The following is a 19,962-nucleotide window of genomic DNA, read 5'->3' as shown; positions in this document are numbered from 1 at the left end:
AAACTTGTTTGTTTTCAATATTTGATTTAAATCGCAACGAAAAACTAACTATAAAGGTAGACTATGAATAAATTTTACTTATTCTCTATAATTTCGTTTATTTTTTTAAATTTAAATTCACAAAAATTAGATTCAATAGCTCCGGGTGGAGTGCAGGGAACTGTACTTTGGATGAAAACCGTGCCTTGGGATCAGAATGCAGATCTTCATGCAGGTTATCAATGGAAAGATTTTTCTGGAGACTTCTCAAAAGTAAAGTATTATAATGAAGATTCAGAATATATAGTTTCAAGAACTTGGTTTGCAAGATTTTTTAACTTCAATCCTGCATTAAGATTTATAAATTCTCAGTTAAGTAAGGAATTTGAAATCGTAAATTCAAACTTATCTACTTCTACACTTATTGGAGCTTTTGCAGAATATGAATTTGCAAATGAATATTCATTTCAAAAACCAAGTTTCATTTTAGCAATGAATGGAGTTGAAGGTAAAGGATTTATTATTGATAAAGATAAAATTGTTAATAGTACAGAAAGTAAGAGAGGATTACTAGAATATGGAGATGAGTATGGTTATGATTTGATGTTCCATCCAGGGAAAAGTCCAGAGTCAAATATAGTTAAATATAAAGAGAGGACCTTAAGATCTCTCACCTATTATAGAACCAGTCGCCCTATAACAAGCGTTTGGGGTGAGAAAAATAATGCTATAGTTTCCTTTGGTGAAAAATTTTATTCATTTAATAAATATAACAATTCAACATTTGATTTAAATACTTTTAATCCTAATGATATATTTACAGGTTATATACCTGAATTATTTATATATAATAGAATACTTACACCTTTAGAAAGAGTTAAAGCAGAAAGTTATTTAGCTATTAAATATGGATTTATGCTTGAAAATTCCTTTTTAGGAAGTGATGGGCATTTGTTATGGGATGTTATTTCACAAAAAAATTATAACCACAGAGTTGCTGGTTTGTTTAGAGATGATCAAAGCGGGTTAAATCAAAGAATATCTTCAACCTCTTATGAAGAGGCTCCATATTTTAGTTATTTACCCGAAGGCGATTCGTACGATAATGCAAACACCTATAACTTATCTAATAGAAATAAATTATTAGTAATTGAAAAATTTCCCGCTAGTCATTTAAATGATAAAGAATATCTTATTTGGGGTGATAATAATAAAAGTTTGCAAGCTTCAGAGCAGATAGAGGAGTTGTTAGGATTTAATACGATGAGTCGTAAATGGAAGGTGAGTACTAATATGGGGAATTTAAATGCTGATCCTATGGGGATGAAATGGGAAGCATCTCCAAATACAGAAATGGTCCTGGATGATTATAAGATTTCTTTTATAAAAAAAAGAAATACTTATGAGCAAGCAAATATATCTAGTGAGAATCCACTGCCTAGCTATGAAGGACATGTTACTTTTACATTAAATTCTCCCTCATCTGGAACAATTGTTAAATTCGGAACTAAAAATAATTTTGAACAAGCGGGAACCCATGATTATGGAATATATATAAATGGTAATGGAGATATTTATCCTATTATAGAAGGCTCAACAAGATGGGCGAATCGTTGGAGCTTAAAAGCATATCCTAATTCCATTATAAGGATTGATAAAACTAAGGAATATATTATTATTTCCTTAGATGGTAATCCTAAGCAGCAAAGTGGTCAACCTTTGCCTCAAATTTTTATTGCTAAAAATGATATTGATAAAGACTTTTATGTCACCTTAAGGTTAGATGCAAATAATATAGATGCAAGTATAAAGAATTTTCGTGTAGGTGGTTTTATGGAAATGGGTAACCGAATTGAATTAGCTTATAGAGATACAAGAGCTTCAGATTTTGCAAACTATGCTACAAATGGACAATCTTATCTAATTATTGATAGATCTGGTACAGGCAATTTTAAAAGGGAAGATATTGAACTATTTCCATCAGATGAATATGATTTAACTAGGAATAAAATAATTTTTAATAATATATTTTTTGATACGGATAAAAACCAAGAAGATGTTTTTACCTTTGGTTACAGACCTTCAAATATAATAGCAAAGATTAATAAAACTAATCCTAGCTGTAATCCAAATTTAGAAACTTCTTCTCAAGATGGAAAAATTGAGATTCAAATAGAACAAGGAGATCCGGGTTTTGAATATCAACTTGTAAATAGTGAAAATAAACAAGTGGTAAAAGAAGGAGTTTTTTATGAAGATAAATTTACTATAGATTCCTTATCCCAAGGGAACTATACTTTAAAACTAAAAGAATTAGGTGGATTTAATTTTATATCCGATTCTACAGAAGCAGAACCCAAGGCTTACGCACATCAAATTATAAGTAGAGGTGCTAATGATGGGGGCTTGTTTGAATTTACAGTAAGAGATCTTAATCCAAGTTTTCAAGTGGGAATGAACCCTATTTCAGGAATTATGCCAACCACTTATATACAATATGGATTTGAAGTAAAAGATGGTTTGGTTTATCTTATAAATAATAGAGTTAAAAGTGTTACTCCTATGCCTGGGATTAAAATAAAAGAAGGAGATAAAATACAACTATATAGACAAAATACTTATAGTTACCCATATACGATATACTATCGAATAAATGGTATTAGTTTTTATTCCCAACCCGTTAGTTTATCTTTTTGCTTTTTTATGATTCAATTGAATGATAGAATAGGAGGGTTTTACAATGTTAAAAATGGTAAACCGGGGTATGTAGCAACTCCATTGAACTGGAATTATTCAGGAATACAACCCCAACCAGCAACAAAATTACTATCAGAAACCTCTATTGAGCATTCGATTAGTTTAATGGCAGATTGTAACAAAAAAGAAGAGGAATCTCAAGTTTTACCTATAACATTAACTTCAAACGAAAACTTAACTACCTATTATAAAGACTTTAGAAATCAATCTGAAATTACCGCTTATATTAAACTTGATCAACCATCCCCTATAACTTTATCTATATTTGATTTTTCTGCAAATATGATTTATAGTCAAGACATTACAGAAAGTAAAAAGGAACACACGGTGGATATAAATGGGTTAAATAAGGGAGTGTATATATTAAAAGTTTTCTCTCAGCAAGGAGAATTTAGCAAAAAAATAACGATAAACTAACGAATAATAAAAATTACTGTGATGATGAGATTGAGCGCAAAAAAAGCCCGATACATATCTTATTTCTTACTCTTCATTATGGCTATACAAAGCTTTACGCCTTATGTGCCACATGTAGTGAAAGAGAAAAAAGAAAATTCAGATGAAAAAAATACCTTTTCGTCAGAAGGAAAAACTAGTAAAGCAAAAGTAAAAGAAGAGACCGAGGATTTAAAAAACGAACATTCATTTTTTAAACCATCCAAATCTCTAGAAGCAGGGAGTACGCTATATAGCTCCGATCTAAACGAAGGAGAAATAGGTTTTCTTTTTAATCATTATTTTGACAACCCTCAAGACAATGTATTCACCTTATACGTAGATCATAAACCAGAAAAAGGACAAAAAGCCTACATCGTTTATGAATTGTATGGAGTTGAAGATAAAAATTCAGTCACTAAAAGCATCAATGATCGTTTGGCGACCGGAGGATATTTAGTTAAAACCAACACCGAATGGACTAAACAAAAAGAAGAAATCAATAGCGATTGGTTACGTGAGGGAGTAAATCATATTTTCTTTAGTGTACCCAACAATGCTACTTACGGCTATAAAATTAAAAATCTAAAAATAGAAGTTGAAAATACCACTTCTACCGTAGAAGAGTTACATTGGAATAGCTATGCTTACGAAAATGGAGATACCTATGTAAAAGGATACTTTTTAGATGGTAAAGACCGAGAAATTCAAATCCAAGGTCAGTTGGTAAAAAGTTTTCAAGGAGAATTTGAAACAGTATTATCTGGGCATTTCCCACAAGTAGAATTATCTATAGAAGGGAAAAGACAAACCCAAACTTCAAATTTATTGAAAGGCAAGCCCAAATTTGTTTTTAAGGAAACCTTTGTACCCAATCAAAGCCAAGAATGGTTTAGTAAACAAAAAGAAAGCAATGAAATAAACTTTCTAGGAGCCTCGTTAACCATTGCAGGAAAAGATCTTTGGTCTAATCAATTAATTCGTATACAAAATCTACGTTATACGGATATTCCAACACTAGATATGGGAATGCAAAATGTAACGGCTAAATCTGTAGCCTTTCGTTTTTTACCACACGGAGAACATTTTTCCAAACCAGCAATAGTAAAACTTCCGTACGACCGTACCAAGATTCCCAACGGATATACCGAACAAGACATAAAAACCTATTATTTTGATCTAAATACCAAACATTGGGTTTCATTAGAAAGAGATAGTGTCGATACACAAAACCAAGTCATTATATCTAAAACTACGCATTTTACAGATATGATCAACGGAGTGATTCAAGCCCCTGAATCCCCGGAAACCAGTGGTTTTACACCTACTACCTTAAGCGATATTAAAGTTGCAGATCCGTTAGCAAAAGTAAACCAAGTAGCTCCCCCACAAGCCAACAACCGAGGGAGTGCAGGCATGGGCTATAGCTTTGAAATGCCACCGGCACGAAATGGAATGAGCCCTTCCTTAGGAATCCAATACAACAGTGACGGCGGTTCCGGACTATTAGGAGAAGGCTGGGATTTAAATACCCCTTCCATATCCATAGAAACCCGTTGGGGGGTGCCTAGGTACGACGTAAATTTAGAGACAGAAACCTATGTAATGGATGGAAGCCAATTGGTTACCCAAGGACCAGATGGAAAAAGCAGTGTTGCACACCGAGGAGAAAAAATTGCCAGACAAGCCGATCGTTTTTTCTTTCCAAGAAAAGAAGGTAGCTTTGCTAAAATTCAAAGAAAAGGAAATTCTCCCTCCAATTATACTTGGGAGGTCACCGATAGAAAAGGAACCAAATATACCTATGGTGGAAACAACGGAGTTTTAAAAGGTACTTTTACCAATATTAAGGGGGAAAAACAAGAAGTAATTTCTGAATGGAAATTGTCTCGGGTAGAAGAACTACACGGAGATTGGATAGAATATTACTACGACCAAGTAGAAGAACCCGTACGTGGTGGCTTAACCTCTAAATCCTTGTACTTAAGAGAAGTACAAGCCGGGAATAAAGGAGAAAAAGCCCATACGGTCGTAAAATTAACCCGTGGAAAAACCAAACAAAAGCAAACCAACAATGCTCGTTACGGATATTTAACCTCTCAAAATCAATTGCTAACCAATGTAGAAATAGATTTTGAAGGACGTAAACTAAGAGAATATAGTTTTGAATATAAAGAAGGTGCTTTCTTTACCGACTTACTTAACAAAGTAATACATAAAGACGACCAAGGAGCACAATTTACCTATAATACTTTTGATTATTACAATACCGTAGAAGAACAAGGCGGTTATTATCAGCCCAGCGAAACTTGGAATACCCATAACGACGGATTATCTGCAGGCTTTGTTAACCCTTTATCAGCATTACAAACCACTGGAGATTTTTCTGATAAGCCAACCGCTTTAGGGGGATCTAAAACAAAAAATAAGTCAGGTTCAATATATGTAGGAATAGGTCTAGAAGATGGAAAGCCATCTAAAATTAGAACAATAGGAGCTAGCTTAAATTATTCTTATTCCGAAAGTAAGGGAGTATCTACTTTAATAGACATTAATGGAGATGGAATGCCGGATAAGGTATTTGTGGATGATTTAGTAGGAGGGATGCATTATCGTCCCGGACATCGAGACGGAACCTTTGGCGAGCCAATTCGAATACAAGGAGCCAGTCAGTTTTCAACTTCATATTCCAATGCTACTTCTTTTGGTGCTAAGGCTATCGTGGGAAAAGGACAGGCAGAAGGTGAACCCAAAGAAAAAACAGCTACTATCGGAACAGATTTTCAACAATCAAAATCTAAAACAAGTCGTTATTTTACCGATGTCAATGGAGATGGGTTGGTTGATTTAGTAGTCGGAAGCAAAGTCTATTTTAACCATATAGAAAAAGATGCACAAGGCAATTTGGTTCCTACCTTTACCCTTAGCAGTGCCGATACCCCAAGCCCGATCAAAGGCGGGGGAGTGATTGATGATTCCGATACACAGGTAGATCCCGAAGAACAAGCTGAACTCATAGCCAACAATCCTTTGCAAGATGCTGTCCGCGTATGGCTTGCTCCGTATGACGGTAGTATAAATGTAAGCGGTACAGCCACTCTATTAGCTCCGCAAGCAGGGTATGATCCAGAATCTTTTGCTAAAGCAGACGGGGTTCGTGTAGCCATGCAAAAAAATCAGAGCGAGATAAAATCTTTCGTAATCAACAGAGACGATTACTCACCGAAAGATATAGCTACTGCCAATCTTTCCGTAAAAGCCGGAGATCGAATCTATTTTAGGGTACAATCGGGAATACAGGAAAATTCCAACGGTGATTTTGACCGCGTGGAATGGAACCCTACTATTAAATATAACAACATCAATGGAGGAACAGATGCCAATGCCTATCCAACCATCTATACGGCAGCTACCGAAACTTTGAACTACTATGATGGATATACGGTAGTTCCCGGAGTAGACTCTCTAACTATTAAGGGGAATTTTACAAAACCGGTAACTTCCGATGTGGTAACCCTTAAAGTGTTTATGGGAGAGGAGAAGGCATTGGCTTATGAAAAAACTTTTCAAGCCACAGAAACTCATCAGGGAGAATGGGTCATACCTATTTCCAACCCAAGTTTGAAGGATGTAATGCAAATAGAGATGGAATCTCCTTCCTACCTAGCTTGGGAAACAATAAGCTTTCAACCGGTGGTTTATTTTACACGTACCATAGAAACCCCAGAAGGAACACCCCAAACCATTGAGCAAACCCAACTCGCTTCCGTAAAAGTAAATGCAACGTATGAAAGTTTGGTGCATCCGGGTACGGTACAAACCGTAGCCACTAAAGGGAAGGGGAAACTAAAAATAGAAATCACCCCCAAGGTTGGAATTACTCCTGAAATAAAAAATAAAATCAACGGAAGTTTTCAAGTCAAAGCCAAAAATGAAAAGGGTGTTTTCTACACCGGTAACTTACAAATGGCTAATGGAAGCTTAGGAGAAGGAGCTGAACAGGATTTGGATTTACCGCAAGGTCCGGTTTGGGTAGAATTGTATTCTGCCGATGCCAACCGAGAAGGCTTGCAAAATTTAGCCACGGTAAAAGTTATACTTACCGATAGCCTAAATGCACAAACCAATGCTTTAGCCTCCGTATATAGAAACTGGGATTTGCAAGGATTTGGACCGTTGCATCGCCAATGGGGACATTTTTCTTACAATTCCATGGAAGGCAGAGCCAACCAGCCCATCAAAGAAAATTTATTGGTATTGCCTCAATCAGAAAATGATCCGAATGTAGATCCTAGAAAAATGGTCTTTATCCCTATGCATTTAGATGCGGTGAATAAAACCTATTGGCAAGGGAATGATGCAGAAGTAGGTATTCATCAAAAAATAATGACGGCTTCCCGTTTAGGACAAAAAGACGTGATTTTGGACAATCCATTGTCTGGTTTAAGTGGAGTAGGAAATTTAGAAGGTACTTGTATTACCGGTAGTGGAGGAATAGGAGTAAGGCAGGAATCGAAGAGTGAAAGTAAATCGGTTATGATTGAAGCTGGTGGTTCGTTAAAAGGTACTTTAAGTACAGCAGAGGGAGCCGACCAAACCTTATTGGCTTTTCAAGATTTGAATGGGGATGGATATCCGGATATTATTTCCAAAAGACAAGTACAGTTAACCAACACCCAAGGAGGTTTTGATGGAGAAATAGTTACTTCCAAGAATGGATATGCTGGTTTTCATAATAGTGAATCTAAATCTGCATCAGTAGGTTTAGGAGGTAATCCTACGCATGCAAGTTCTATAGCTTCTAAAGCAGCTAGATTAGAATCAGCTACTGCTAATATAAAAGGTTCATTCAAAGGAAAAACACTCTTTGATAAAATTGCATCATTAGTTAAAGCTGTAAAAGAAGCTGATGATGCTGAAATATCTTTAAATAATGCTAAGAATACCCCTTATTTAATACCAGGAGGGGATAAGAATTTTAATGAAGATGAGGCAATTGATAGTTTCACGGATGTAAATGGAGATGGGTTGCCGGATAAAATTTTAAGAAATAAACAAATTCGTTTAAATTTAGGCTATGAATTTACCGAACCCTTGGATTGGGATATTAGTGAAATAAGGTCAGGGAAAGGAAGCAATAATAGTTTGAGTTTAGGTTTTGCTATTGATGAAGGAAGTTGGTCCGGAGGAATAGGACTAAGTAATAATAAAACCCATACCAATTTTGCCTTGATGGATCTTAATGGAGACGGTCTAGTAGATAAAGTACGATTAGAAGGTTCTAAAATCCATGTTTCTTTAAATAAAGGAAATTCCTTTGCAGATGAAATATTGTGGGAAGGACTTTCAGAAATCAATAATTCATCTTCCGTATCTGAATCTATAAACAGCGCATTAACATTTAAAATGACTTTGCCAACCCTACCGCCATTAAAATTAGCCTTGAATCCTTCGGTTAATATAGGGCAAAGTATGAGTCGTACTTTAGAGGATTTACAAGACATTGACGGTGATGGATTTTTAGACGTGGTAACCTCCGATCGGGAAGATCGTTTGCAGGTACAACGCTCTACCATAGGAAAAACCAACAAGTTAAAAACCGTATATAACCCTATCGGTGGAAGCTTCACTTTAGATTATAACCGTTCCGAGGCTACTTATGACCATCCGGCAGGTAAATGGGTGCTTTCCGCGGTGGAAACTAACGACGGAATCAACGATGACGGGGCAAATACCCGGGTAGAATACCGTTACAGCCAAGGAAAACAAGACCGACACGAACGGGAGTTCTTAGGATTTGGAAGAGTGGAAACCCTAAGTGTAGATACCGAAAATTCCAATGCACTTTATAGAAAAAGTATCCAAGAGTACGACGTAAACAACTATTACACCGCCGGAAATACCCTAAGAAGCTGGGTAGAAGATGCCCAAGGGAAGAAATACGCAGAAACCCTTAACGTATACTACGCTTACGAAGTAAAACAAAACGGAGCCAATGCCTATGCGATTACCACTACCGAACTATGTTCAGACAATCAATCCGCATATACCCCGTTAAAATACACCAAAAGTATGGCTTACGAAGGACAAGACCTAGGAATAGTAACCAGTGAATCCTTCTATCAATACGATATTACCCAACAATACGGAGAAATTTTAGCCTATAAATACAGCGACCAAGGAAACCTAGGAGAAAACGGAACCGGTGGTTACAACTACCAAACCAAAATTACTTATACCTCCAACCCCGCTAAAAATATTTACGGATTGCCCGTACAAGTACAAGTGATAGGAAGCGACGGTAAGCAGTACCGAGAGGTAAAGGCAACCTATGACACCAACTACGCCAACCACCTTACACAAGTCAGCCAAAAATTGAACGACGAAGGAGAGGTAGCCACCACCGATATTGTTTACGATAAATACGGGAATATCACCCAAAAAACTCTACCGGCCAACGCCAACGGCGAACGTATGTGGTACAAATACCGTTACGACAGAGATTACCACATGTACCTTGAAAGAATCGACGATGCCTACGGCTATACCAGTGAGTTAGAAAATTACGACTACCGTTATGGAATGCCACTAAGCACCAAAGATTACAACGGTTACTATATGGCTACCACCCTAGACAATTTAGGGAGAGTGCAAACCATTACAGGGCCCAACGAAATGGAACAAGGCTTGCCGTACACCATTAAGTTTGAGTATCACCCGGTCGCAGAGATAGATTCCAACGGAGAAATTAAAAACCCGGCATATGCCATTACCAAACATTACGATCCGCAACACAAAGGCAACGACATTGAAACGGTTAGTTTTGTAGACGGAGTAGGGCGTGCCTTACAAGTAAAAAAAGAAGGAGTAATTACCGAAACGGATGCCAGCGGTAGCAACCCCAAAGAAAAAGAAGTTTGGATTGTAAGCGGTAGAAACTCTTTAGATCCTTACGGAAGAGTATCCGCCAGTTACTACCCGGTAACCGAAGATCTTTCCCAAAAACTGATTTTCAACCGAAATTTTGACAAGGTTACCCCTACCCGTACCCGTTACGATGTCATGGATAGAGCGGTGCAAACCCTTTTACCAGACAAGAGCAGCAGTTCCGTCGCTTACGGTATAGATGCCTCTACGCGTACTTTGGTAACCACGGTTACCGATGCCATGGGCGGAAAACAAACCACCTATACCAATGGCTCTGGCTTAACCCTAAAAACCGATCAACTTTCCGGTCCTTCAGGAACTATTTCTACCCAATTTGGGTACGACCGGATCAACCAGTTGTTAGAAGTAACCGATACCGAAGGGCAAAAAACCACCTCGGTGTACGATTTAGCCGGAAGAAGAACGCAAGTAACCCATCCAAGCGCAGGAACGGTAAGCCTTACCTACGATGCCTTGGGCAATGTAACCACTCGCCAAACTTCTAACCTGGCAGAAGCAGGGCAAAAAATAGAATACAAATATTTTTATACCCGCTTAACAAATATCAACTACCCACAAAACCCACAAAACAACGTCACCTACCACTACGGCAATAAAAATGCGAAAGAAAACCGAGTAGGAAGGGTAGTATTGCAAGAAGATGCAACCGGAGCGCAAGAATTTAAATACGGAAGCCTAGGAGAAATTACCGAGGTTAGAAGAACCCTAGTCATTCCTAACCAAGCCATAGCTACCTACGTAACCCAAACCAAGTACGACAGCTGGAACCGTATAGAACATATTATTTACCCGGATCAAGAAAAGGTAGAATACAAATACAATACCGCTGGGCAACTTGTACAACTCAAAGGAAGCAAGGCTTATAGCTACAACTACGTAGAAAAAATTGGCTACGATAAATTTGAACAACGCAATTACCTGAAGTATTGCAACGGATCTGAAACTAGTTATACCTACGATCCGCAAAGACGAAGATTGACGAATTTACAAGTTTGGTCCAATCCAAAATCACCGCAAGCCTCAGGAGGAAAGCGTCAAATCATGAACAACCAATACACGTACGATGCCGTAAGCAATGTACTAAGTGTAACCAACGCCACTGCTTTGCCAGCCAACGGACAATCCTTAGCCGGAGGACCCATGAAACACGAATACTCGTACGACGGTTTGTATCGTTTAGTACAAGCCCAAGGAACCTACACAGGAGCCGACCAAAAAACAGCTTCCTACACCTTGGAAATGGGCTACGACAACCTGCACAACATAGTTACTAAAAAACAACACCTAAGCCAAAAAAACATTATGTTTAACGGTGGCTTAAAAGCAGGATACGACTTGGCGTATACGTACGACAAAATCAAAAGAAATCAGATTTCTGAAATTGAAGATATCAACTATAGAACAGAAGAAAACAAACCGGAAGAAAAAAGAAACGAAAGAAAAGCGTATAGCTACGACGCCAACGGCAACTTGGTTTACATCAATACCGCTTTAGCCAAGAAAGACGGTAGAGAAACGACTCACACCAACGAGCGTAAACTTCGTTGGGACGAAGAAAACCGACTGGTAGCCCTAGACGATAACGGATACATCAGCAACTATTGGTACGATGCATCCGGAGAACGCGTAGTAAAAACCTCCGGAGAAAGCGAACACGTATACGTAAACTCCCTTTTTGCAGGAGGAAGAACCCAAACCGCAAGCTTTTCCGCTTACGTAAACCCTTACCTAGTGGTAAATCAAGCCGGTAAATATACCAAACACTATTACATAGGAAGCCAAAGGGTAGTAAGTAAACTGGGAGATTTACAAAGCTACGGGGCCGACCCTAGGAGAATACAGTATGCAGGAGCTAACCTAGACGGTATATCCATCGACTGGAAAGGCAAATACCAACAAACCATACAGGACATCAAAGATAGCTATGCGTATTTTGAAGTCCCTTACAATGGAAAAGACAACGACGATTATGTAAATGGGCAAGGTTTTTGCTGTTCAGATAACGATGCTGTAGGAATTAGTCCTTTAGAAGCCGGTATAGGAAATGGGAATGTGGATTACGAAAGAATGCAATACTTTTACCATGCCGACCATTTAGGAAGTTCTAGCTACATTACCAATCTTGACGGTGCTGTGGTGCAACACATAGAATATGTACCGTTTGGAGAAGTGTTCCTTGAAGAGCGAAACAACCAATGGAATAGTCCATACCTATTCAACGGGAAAGAGTTGGATGAAGAGACGGGGTTATACTATTACGGTGCTAGATACTATAACCCGAGAGAATCCGTGTGGTTGTCAGTGGATCCTCTAGCTGAGAAATATCCGAATATTACTCCTTATGCTTATTGTGAGAATAATCCAATTGTTAGTATAGATCCAGATGGAAGAGAGAAAATAATTATATCAGGAGGAGAGTATGATGGAAAAAGATATAAATATAATTTTATTGAGCCAGCAATAAAACAGTTATCTGTATATAAAGCTTCTGCAGGATCAGAACAAATAACATGGGTTGTTATGAATGCAGGATATTCAACAAAAGCAATAAATAAGATGCAAAGAATAGCTAAAAGGGAAGGAGCAGAATTTTTACTTCTTAACTCAGCGGATGAATTAACTAATTATATAAATTCTAAATCACCATCATCCTCAAATTTATCTAATGATAGAAATTCGGATAAAATAACAGAAATGGCAGTATTTGGACATGGTTATGTAGGCTCTATGGAGTTTGCTCATGGGCAAGAGGATCATGATATTTTTTCTTTTTCATTTGCTCATGTAGCTAAATTAAAATCAGAAGCATTTAATAATGCTATTATAGATATATACACTTGTAATTCATTTACCCCAACAGGATATAATGATATTTCAACTTCTTTAGGGTATGATATGGCAGAGCAGACTAATTCTAAGGTATTAGGATTTTACGGTAAGTCAGATTATGCTAAAATAAATGAAGGAGAAAGTGTCATATACAAAGGCATTAGAAAAGCTAATGGTTTTAACATATTTGGAAGTAGGAATTTACCTGTTGGAGGTAATAAAAATGATGGAGAAACCCCTTCAGAAAAATATTATCATGATAAAAGGAAATAGTCAACTAATAGTAATTGTTATATTTTTTATAATGTTTTTTTGTAATTGTGAAAGTAAAAAAAATGCTTTTCAATCTAATTCATTAGATTTTTTTGAGATATCACAGAATGAAATAGAGTTAAAGAAGAAAACAGTAGATATACAACAGGTTAGTAAGGAAAGGATTAAAGGAGTATTTTTAAATAATCCATATAAGTTTATCGAAAAAGACTACATCTTGTTATATGCAAATGGTAAATTAGTTTACAGAGGGAATTTTACAAGTTCTTTTGTTTTTGATATAGATGATAAAATAACAAGTATAAGGAGAGGTTTAGTTAATTTTTCTTTTGAAATTATTAAAGGGGATAAAATAGCAAAAATTTCAAATAAATCTGTAGTAAAGTGGGATGATAAAAACAAATTTTTATATATAGCATTCTTTCCAACCAATCAGAATACAGAGCAAATTGTATTTATTCCAGTAGAAAATTCTTTAATGTAATAAAATAAACACCCCCGCTTTGTAGCGGGGGTTTTTGTTTTAAGCCATTTTATTTAATTTGTCTAGCAGTTCCCATGGATAAGACCTATGAATGAAAATTATATTGATTATTTAAATAAATATTTAAAAACAAAATGAAAGTACTAAGAGAGTGGACTGATCATGATTTTAATGAATTAAATTTTCATGATAATATTATTTATTCAGTTTCTTTTCCAGATGAAGAGCCTTTGTTTTCAATAAGGCTAGATTATATATTAGAATGGAATTTGGATAGAAGTCAAGGATTATATTCATTTTTAGTTTCTCCTGCTATCATAGTATTTGAAAATATATCAAAATTAAAGATTGATTTAAATTATGAAAATAATATTGGAATGATTATGTCAGCCTTTGTTAGAGATAATCAAAGGTTAGCACCAAATAAAGAAGTTTACTTATGGGATTATGTAATATATACAGATAGAGGTAATATATCTTTAAGTGCGTCAAGATTTAGTTTAAAACTTTTGGATGATCCTATTTCTAGTCATAGTCAAAAATATCCAAAATCTTTTGAGATTGAATAATTGAAAAAAGCCTGATGTTATATCAGGCTTTTTGTTATTAATCCTTTTTATTTAACCTGTCTAATAGTTCCCATTCGCTATCAGGGATAAGAGAATGAATAAGGTTAAGGATGTTATAAATATCCCAAGGCTTATGCACAGAAAGATTGGGATAGGAGCCGTCCATCATAAGAGCCGTTTGGGTTACTTTACAGAGCGATTTAAGAGTAAAACCCAATTCTTGGTAGGTTTCTATAAATGGAAAATTTTCCAGAGACTTTAAGAAGTCTTTAGGGTTAAGGTTTTTGTTTTCATTAGAAAAATCATTGTTAAGATTTTCATTTTTGTTTTGTACATTTTCGGTTTGCATAAAAAAGAATTTAAATTAAAAGACAGCAGGTCACTGCAAACCAACTTATCGCTAAGTAGTACGAGGACTTTCACCTGTGTGCCTGCCTTATTGTGATTAATAATAAACATGATTGGTACGATAAAATTGGTTTGCCCTACAAAAGTATAAAAATAAAATAAAAAGCTCCTTATAAAAAAGGAGCTTTATTTATAATAGATATTTAACCAATTACCTTATAGAGCCAATTTCTGAATCTTTTTTTTAGTAATAAAAGCATCCAAAAACGTTTTTACCAAATGCTTATCTTGCTCATTCATAGCTTCCACTTCCTTAAACTGTTTCAAGAGTTCCTTATCAGCAAGTTGAGCATCCACCATCTCAGAACTCCCATTCATTAAAAAATCAGTAGAAGTATTCAAAGCATCAGCAAGCTTCTGTAACACATCCGCAGAAGGAGAACTTTTACCCTTCTCATATCTACCAATTTGAATATAAGTAAGCCCTACCCTCTGAGCCAGCTCAGATTGAGTAAGATTATTTTTACCTCTTAAATCCTTAATTCTAGTACTAACAGACATTTATATTGCTTATTAAAAGTATTAAGATGAAACCTTAATGATAGCAAAAATACGTAAAATGAAGACTATTTAAAACAAAGTTGATAAAAGATAAAACATAAGTATTTTATATATTAAAACAATTATGTATTATTGCAAAACAAAAAAGTATCAGAAAATATTTTTAAAAAACTTAGTCACCCCAAAACAATAAGTTATGACTATCCAAGAGATCAAGCAAAATCTAACCATAAGGCAAGTATTGGAACATTATCAGATCCAAGTAAAGAACAACAGTTGTTGTTGCCCCTTCCACGACGATAAAACCCCGAGTATGCAAATCTTCCCCGATACCCATACGGTTCGATGTTACAGCGGAAATTGCCAGCAGTCTAATAAAGTCATAGATGTGATCGACTTTATTATGTACAAAGAAAACTTAACCAAACACGAAGCCCTGTTAAAAGCCAGTCAATTAACCGATCTAAGCCATAAGATCCAAAGAAGCAAAGAATACCAAGAAATCCCCCTAGATAGACTAGAAGAACTCTTTTACAAAATGAAGAGCAACTTAAGACAAAGCAAAACTGCCAGAACCTATACCCAGCAAAGAGCCCTAGACTATCAAAAACTAGAAATCGGTTACAACGGCAGGACGTATAAAGGACTAGTTAACTGCATAGTGTTTCCCCTCAAAGATCCCAACCACAAAATCGTCAGCCTGTACGGAAGAAGTATCAAAGCAGAAGCAGAAAACAAACACTTTTATTTAAAAAACCGCCAAGGCTTATATCCCTGTTATCCAGATCCCGAAACTAAGATATTAATCCTAACAGAAAGCATTATAGATACCGCCAGTTTATTACCAATTCCCTTAGCCCTTAACACTTACAGCTTACTCTCTTGTTACGGAGTAAACGGCTTTACCCAGGAACACAGGCAGGCAATCAAAGAACTCCAACACCTAGAAGAAATAATAATAATCTATGACAATGACCAGGCAGGCCAACAAGCCAGCCACAAACTCGCCCAAGAATTATTAAAGATACAACCCAAATCTACCATTACCCAAGTAGATTTACCCTCTAAAGACATTAACGAAGTATTACAATTACACAATCCAGAAATCTTTACCCAACTCCTAGAACAAAGAAAAGAACTTATCTTATCAATTGAAAAACAAGAAGCCAGAGAACAGTCAGAACAAGAAACAACTAACCAAAATTCACCAAAAACAGAACACCTAAGCCTAGATCAGATCAATCACCTGATAGGAAAGAGTGGCATTATCGGCGAAGAAAACACCCGACTACTATTATTCATTATTGCCAGTAGTTACAAAACCCAAAGCCCCTTACACGCCATCGTGCAAGGCAGTAGCGGAAGCGGAAAAACCCATTTAATCAGTAAAATCGCCCAGCTCATCCCCCAAGAAGACGTACTCAAATTCACAAGAATCACCGAAAGCAGTCTGTACAACTGGGGCGAATGGGATCTGGTGGGCAAACTCATGGTCATCGAAGACCTAGACGGACTCAAAGAAGAAGCCCTATACTCCCTAAGAGAACTTATCAGTAACCAACAGTTAAGCAGTAGTGTGAGTATCAAAGACAAAAAAGGCAACATTAAAAGCACCCATAAAAAAGTACGAGGAGTATTCAGCTCCCTCAGCGCCACCACCAAAGCCGATGTATACGAAGACAACATCAGTCGAAGCTTTATCCTCGCCGTAGACGAAAGCACCCAGCAAAGCAAGAAGATCATAGAATACCAAAACCAAAAATACGCAGGAGAAGTCAGCCAAACCCAAGAAAAACAAGCCAAAGAAAAATTACAGAACTACCTCAGAAACCTACAACAAGTAGAAGTCATCAATCCCTACGCCACCAAATTAGAACTCCCCGAAGAAGTCCATAAAATCCGAAGACTCAACCAAATGTACCAAAGTATCATAAGACAAATCACCTACTTAAATCAAAAAAACAGAACCTATAAAGACGGTAAGATCTACACGGAGATCGAAGACTTAGAACAAGCCACCCAAATCCTCTTTGAAAGTATATTATTAAAAATAGACGAACTAGACGGAAGCCTTAGGCAGTTTTACGAAAGACTAAAAAAATACCTCAAAGACAAGAACCAAGAATTTTACTTAAGAGAAGTAAGACAAACCTTAAACATCAGTAAAACCCAGATGTTCAGATATATTCAAAATTTAAAAGAATTAGACTATATCAAACCCATAGGCGGGCATGAACGAGTAGGAATTAAATACAAGATCCTTTATTGGGACGATTACCAAAAACTAAGAAAGAACATAAAAGAACAATTACAGAAGCAAATAGAAAAACTAAAAATGGAACAGTAAAAGAACAGCTTTGGAACACCCAAAAGCAATATAAACAAAAGACAATCAATATATTAAACCCCAGCTGATCCAAATTCCAAAAAAGACTAACCTAAAAACACTTACGATGCCAGAAGAAAGAATACAGAATTATAAAAAATACTTAGAGATCAAAGGCTATCAATCCAGTACCATTCGAGGACTCTTAAGAACAGCAAAAAACCATATAAATCAGAAAAATTCCCAACAACAATTAACAAACAATACCCAACAACTCTATTATTATCAAAAGAAAGTTTATATAAATTATTTAAACCAAGTAGAAAACCAAAACATCCATTTATCCCCAGAACATTACAAAAAGACCCTATCAAAAATAGAAGTACTAACCCTAGAAGAAATAAGAGAACTAGAACAAGGTTGTAAAACATTAAGAGAACAAGTAGTTATCCATTGCTTATATAGCTTAGGTTTACGACTAAGCGAAGCATCTAACCTAGAATTAGAAGACCTGGATTTAACTAAAAACATAGTGCTGATAAGAAAAAGTAAGACAAAAAAACAAAGACAAATACCCATAAATAAGAAAACCCAACAAATTATCACCCATTATATAAATCAAGAAAGACCCATCAATAAAGGAAGAAAACTACTCCAAGGCCTAAAAGGAGACCTAATCCCCGATGGAATCTATCAAAACCTAAAAAGAATAGTAAAAAGAACAACCATAAAAAAAAGAATTTATCCCCATTTACTCAGACACAGTATAGCCAGTCACTTATTACAAAGAGGCATGGACATAGAACAAATAGGAAAATACCTAGGCCATACCAGTATAGAAAGCACCCAAAGGTATACCCATTTAGCAGAAATAAACAGAAATGAGTAAAAACTAAGCACTAACGAAAGACAGATGAACTTTATAGACTATTTACAAACCCAATACCCCTATTCAGAAAGAACCCTGCAAGACAAACAATCACAAATAGAAAACTGGAAAAACCAATGCCTAAAAAATCAAACCTTAGAAAACTTAACGAGTAAAGAAGTATTAAAACTTATAGAAATACAGAAGAAAAAATACAAAATACAAACACTGAATAACCAAATACAAACCTTAGAACAATATTACAATTACCTAGTAGAGACAAAAAAAAGAAAAGATCATCCCATAAGACACTTTAGGATTAAACCCGAAACTAAACCTATAATCCAAGGACTATTAACCGAACAGGAACTTACAGAAATATATGAACAATACCCCAGCGATAAGCCAATAAAAAGACTAGAACCCTACAGACAAAGAAATAAAGTTATTCTAGGATTAATAATTTATCAGGCCTTAGATAATACCACCCTAAGTAAATTAGAAATACAAGATATAGATATCAAAAAAAGGCATATTAAAGTCCCTAAAGTAAATAGTTACAAGCGAAATAAAAGAACCTTAAAACTAAATCCTAACCAAATACCAGCACTAGCAAATTACCTAACCCAAACCAGAAAAGAAATACTAAGACAAGTAAAAACACAAGAAACAACAAAAAAGCTATTTCCAACAAGTGAAAAGACTAAATTCAGCAGTATTACAAAAGCAATAAACAAGCAGATAAAAATAGAAAAACAACTCACCCTAAGATATAGCCGAATATCCCTATGGATCAAACAAAGTAATCTAATCCAAGCCCAATACAACGCAGGCTATAGAAGTATAAAAAGCTTAGAAAAACTAGACCTAACCCATTTAGAGAAGCTCAAACAAGACCTAGCAAAATACCATCCACTTTGAACAATCAGAGTCAAAAACAAACTACCCACTCAACCCTATCACTTACAACAAACAGCATACAAACTCAGAGGCCCATTGCAAAGGCATTCGTCCGCGCTCAAACCCAGTTACACAGCCATGCACTCCAGTTGCAAGAATTCACTTACGTTTGGCTGTTTCACGTGTTTCGCTTGTCCTCATCCGCAACTTTCTTGTCTGCTCCTAAAGTCGCATCCGCCGTTGCTTGTTGGTTTTGCTCGCAGGCAGGTGCTTGCGCGCCACGGGGACGAAGCACCCATGTAAAGAAGTAAACCACCCTTAACCCCGCTTTCGGGCGGTTTTATCGCCAAAAAAGAATTAAGGAAGATAGATTTAATTTTTGGCAAGCCCTCACCGCCCGCGCTTGCACACTCGCTTTACTGCTCGCTTGGACGCATAAAGCTCGTTTTTAAAAACTCGCAACCCTCCTTTAAAAACCACGAACGTTTTTAAAAAGAACAACCGCCCACCCCCGAAAGCCCAACGCCCTATGTTCTTTTTAAAATCCGTTAAACCTTTTTCTTTCAACTGAAAAATAAAAATCACAGACCCATAAAAAACCATTTATCTTTTACCAGAAAAAAGCTAAAAAAGTATATCTTTGAAGCCAAGAAGAAGCTATTTGAAATAAGGCTGTAGCGATAAC

9 protein-coding genes are annotated in these 19,962 nt (G+C 36.2%); 7 read left to right on the top strand and 2 right to left on the bottom strand.

The features are described 5' to 3' along the window. The first annotated feature begins 63 nt into the window (after positions 1 to 63). From ETU08_RS00630 to ETU08_RS00615, 4 genes are all read left to right on the top strand, one after another. Complete coding sequence (locus tag ETU08_RS00630) at positions 64 to 3,153, top strand: DUF8202 domain-containing protein (protein WP_146261079.1); 3,090 nt, start codon at positions 64 to 66, stop codon at positions 3,151 to 3,153. A 21-nt stretch (positions 3,154 to 3,174) separates the two neighbouring features. Then, entirely contained in the window at positions 3,175 to 13,221 is a 10,047-nt protein-coding gene (locus ETU08_RS00625) for an RHS repeat-associated core domain-containing protein (protein ID WP_146261078.1), read from the top strand. Next, on the top strand, positions 13,205 to 13,705 hold the full coding sequence (locus ETU08_RS00620; RefSeq protein WP_146261077.1) for a hypothetical protein: 501 nt from the start codon (positions 13,205 to 13,207) through the stop codon (positions 13,703 to 13,705). The genes ETU08_RS00625 and ETU08_RS00620 overlap by 17 nt, the downstream gene beginning before the upstream one ends. Positions 13,706 to 13,839: 134 nt before the next feature. Then, positions 13,840 to 14,274, top strand: coding sequence for a hypothetical protein (locus ETU08_RS00615; protein ID WP_146261076.1), 435 nt, complete (start codon positions 13,840 to 13,842; stop codon positions 14,272 to 14,274). A gap of 37 nt (positions 14,275 to 14,311) precedes the next feature. On the opposite strand, the gene ETU08_RS00610 is transcribed toward ETU08_RS00615, so the two are convergent. Then, positions 14,312 to 14,623, bottom strand: a complete 312-nt coding sequence (locus ETU08_RS00610) for a hypothetical protein (protein WP_146261075.1) — start codon at positions 14,621 to 14,623, stop codon at positions 14,312 to 14,314. 215 nt (positions 14,624 to 14,838) lie between these two features. Further along, on the bottom strand, positions 14,839 to 15,183 hold the full coding sequence (locus tag ETU08_RS00605; RefSeq protein ID WP_146261074.1) for a helix-turn-helix domain-containing protein: 345 nt from the start codon (positions 15,181 to 15,183) through the stop codon (positions 14,839 to 14,841). Between the two features lie 196 nt (positions 15,184 to 15,379). Here ETU08_RS00605 and ETU08_RS00600 point away from each other — a divergent pair, with 196 nt between their 5' ends. The 3 genes from ETU08_RS00600 to ETU08_RS00590 all read left to right on the top strand — a co-directional run bounded on the left by ETU08_RS00600 (position 15,380) and on the right by ETU08_RS00590 (position 19,298). Beyond that, on the top strand, positions 15,380 to 17,530 hold the full coding sequence (locus ETU08_RS00600) for a CHC2 zinc finger domain-containing protein (RefSeq protein WP_146261073.1): 2,151 nt from the start codon (positions 15,380 to 15,382) through the stop codon (positions 17,528 to 17,530). Between the two features lie 106 nt (positions 17,531 to 17,636). Then, a complete protein-coding gene (locus tag ETU08_RS00595) occupies positions 17,637 to 18,398 on the top strand; it encodes a tyrosine-type recombinase/integrase (protein ID WP_146261072.1) in 762 nt (253 codons plus the stop codon). A 24-nt stretch (positions 18,399 to 18,422) separates the two neighbouring features. Further along, on the top strand, positions 18,423 to 19,298 hold the full coding sequence (locus ETU08_RS00590; RefSeq protein ID WP_146261071.1) for a tyrosine-type recombinase/integrase: 876 nt from the start codon (positions 18,423 to 18,425) through the stop codon (positions 19,296 to 19,298). The last annotated feature ends 664 nt before the right edge of the window (positions 19,299 to 19,962 follow it).

The organism is Apibacter muscae (genome assembly GCF_007845635.1).
GTDB classification, from domain to species: Bacteria; Bacteroidota; Bacteroidia; order Flavobacteriales; family Weeksellaceae; genus Apibacter; species Apibacter muscae.
Note: the sequence above shows the minus strand (reverse complement) of the source record. Positions and strands in the feature narration are given on the sequence as shown.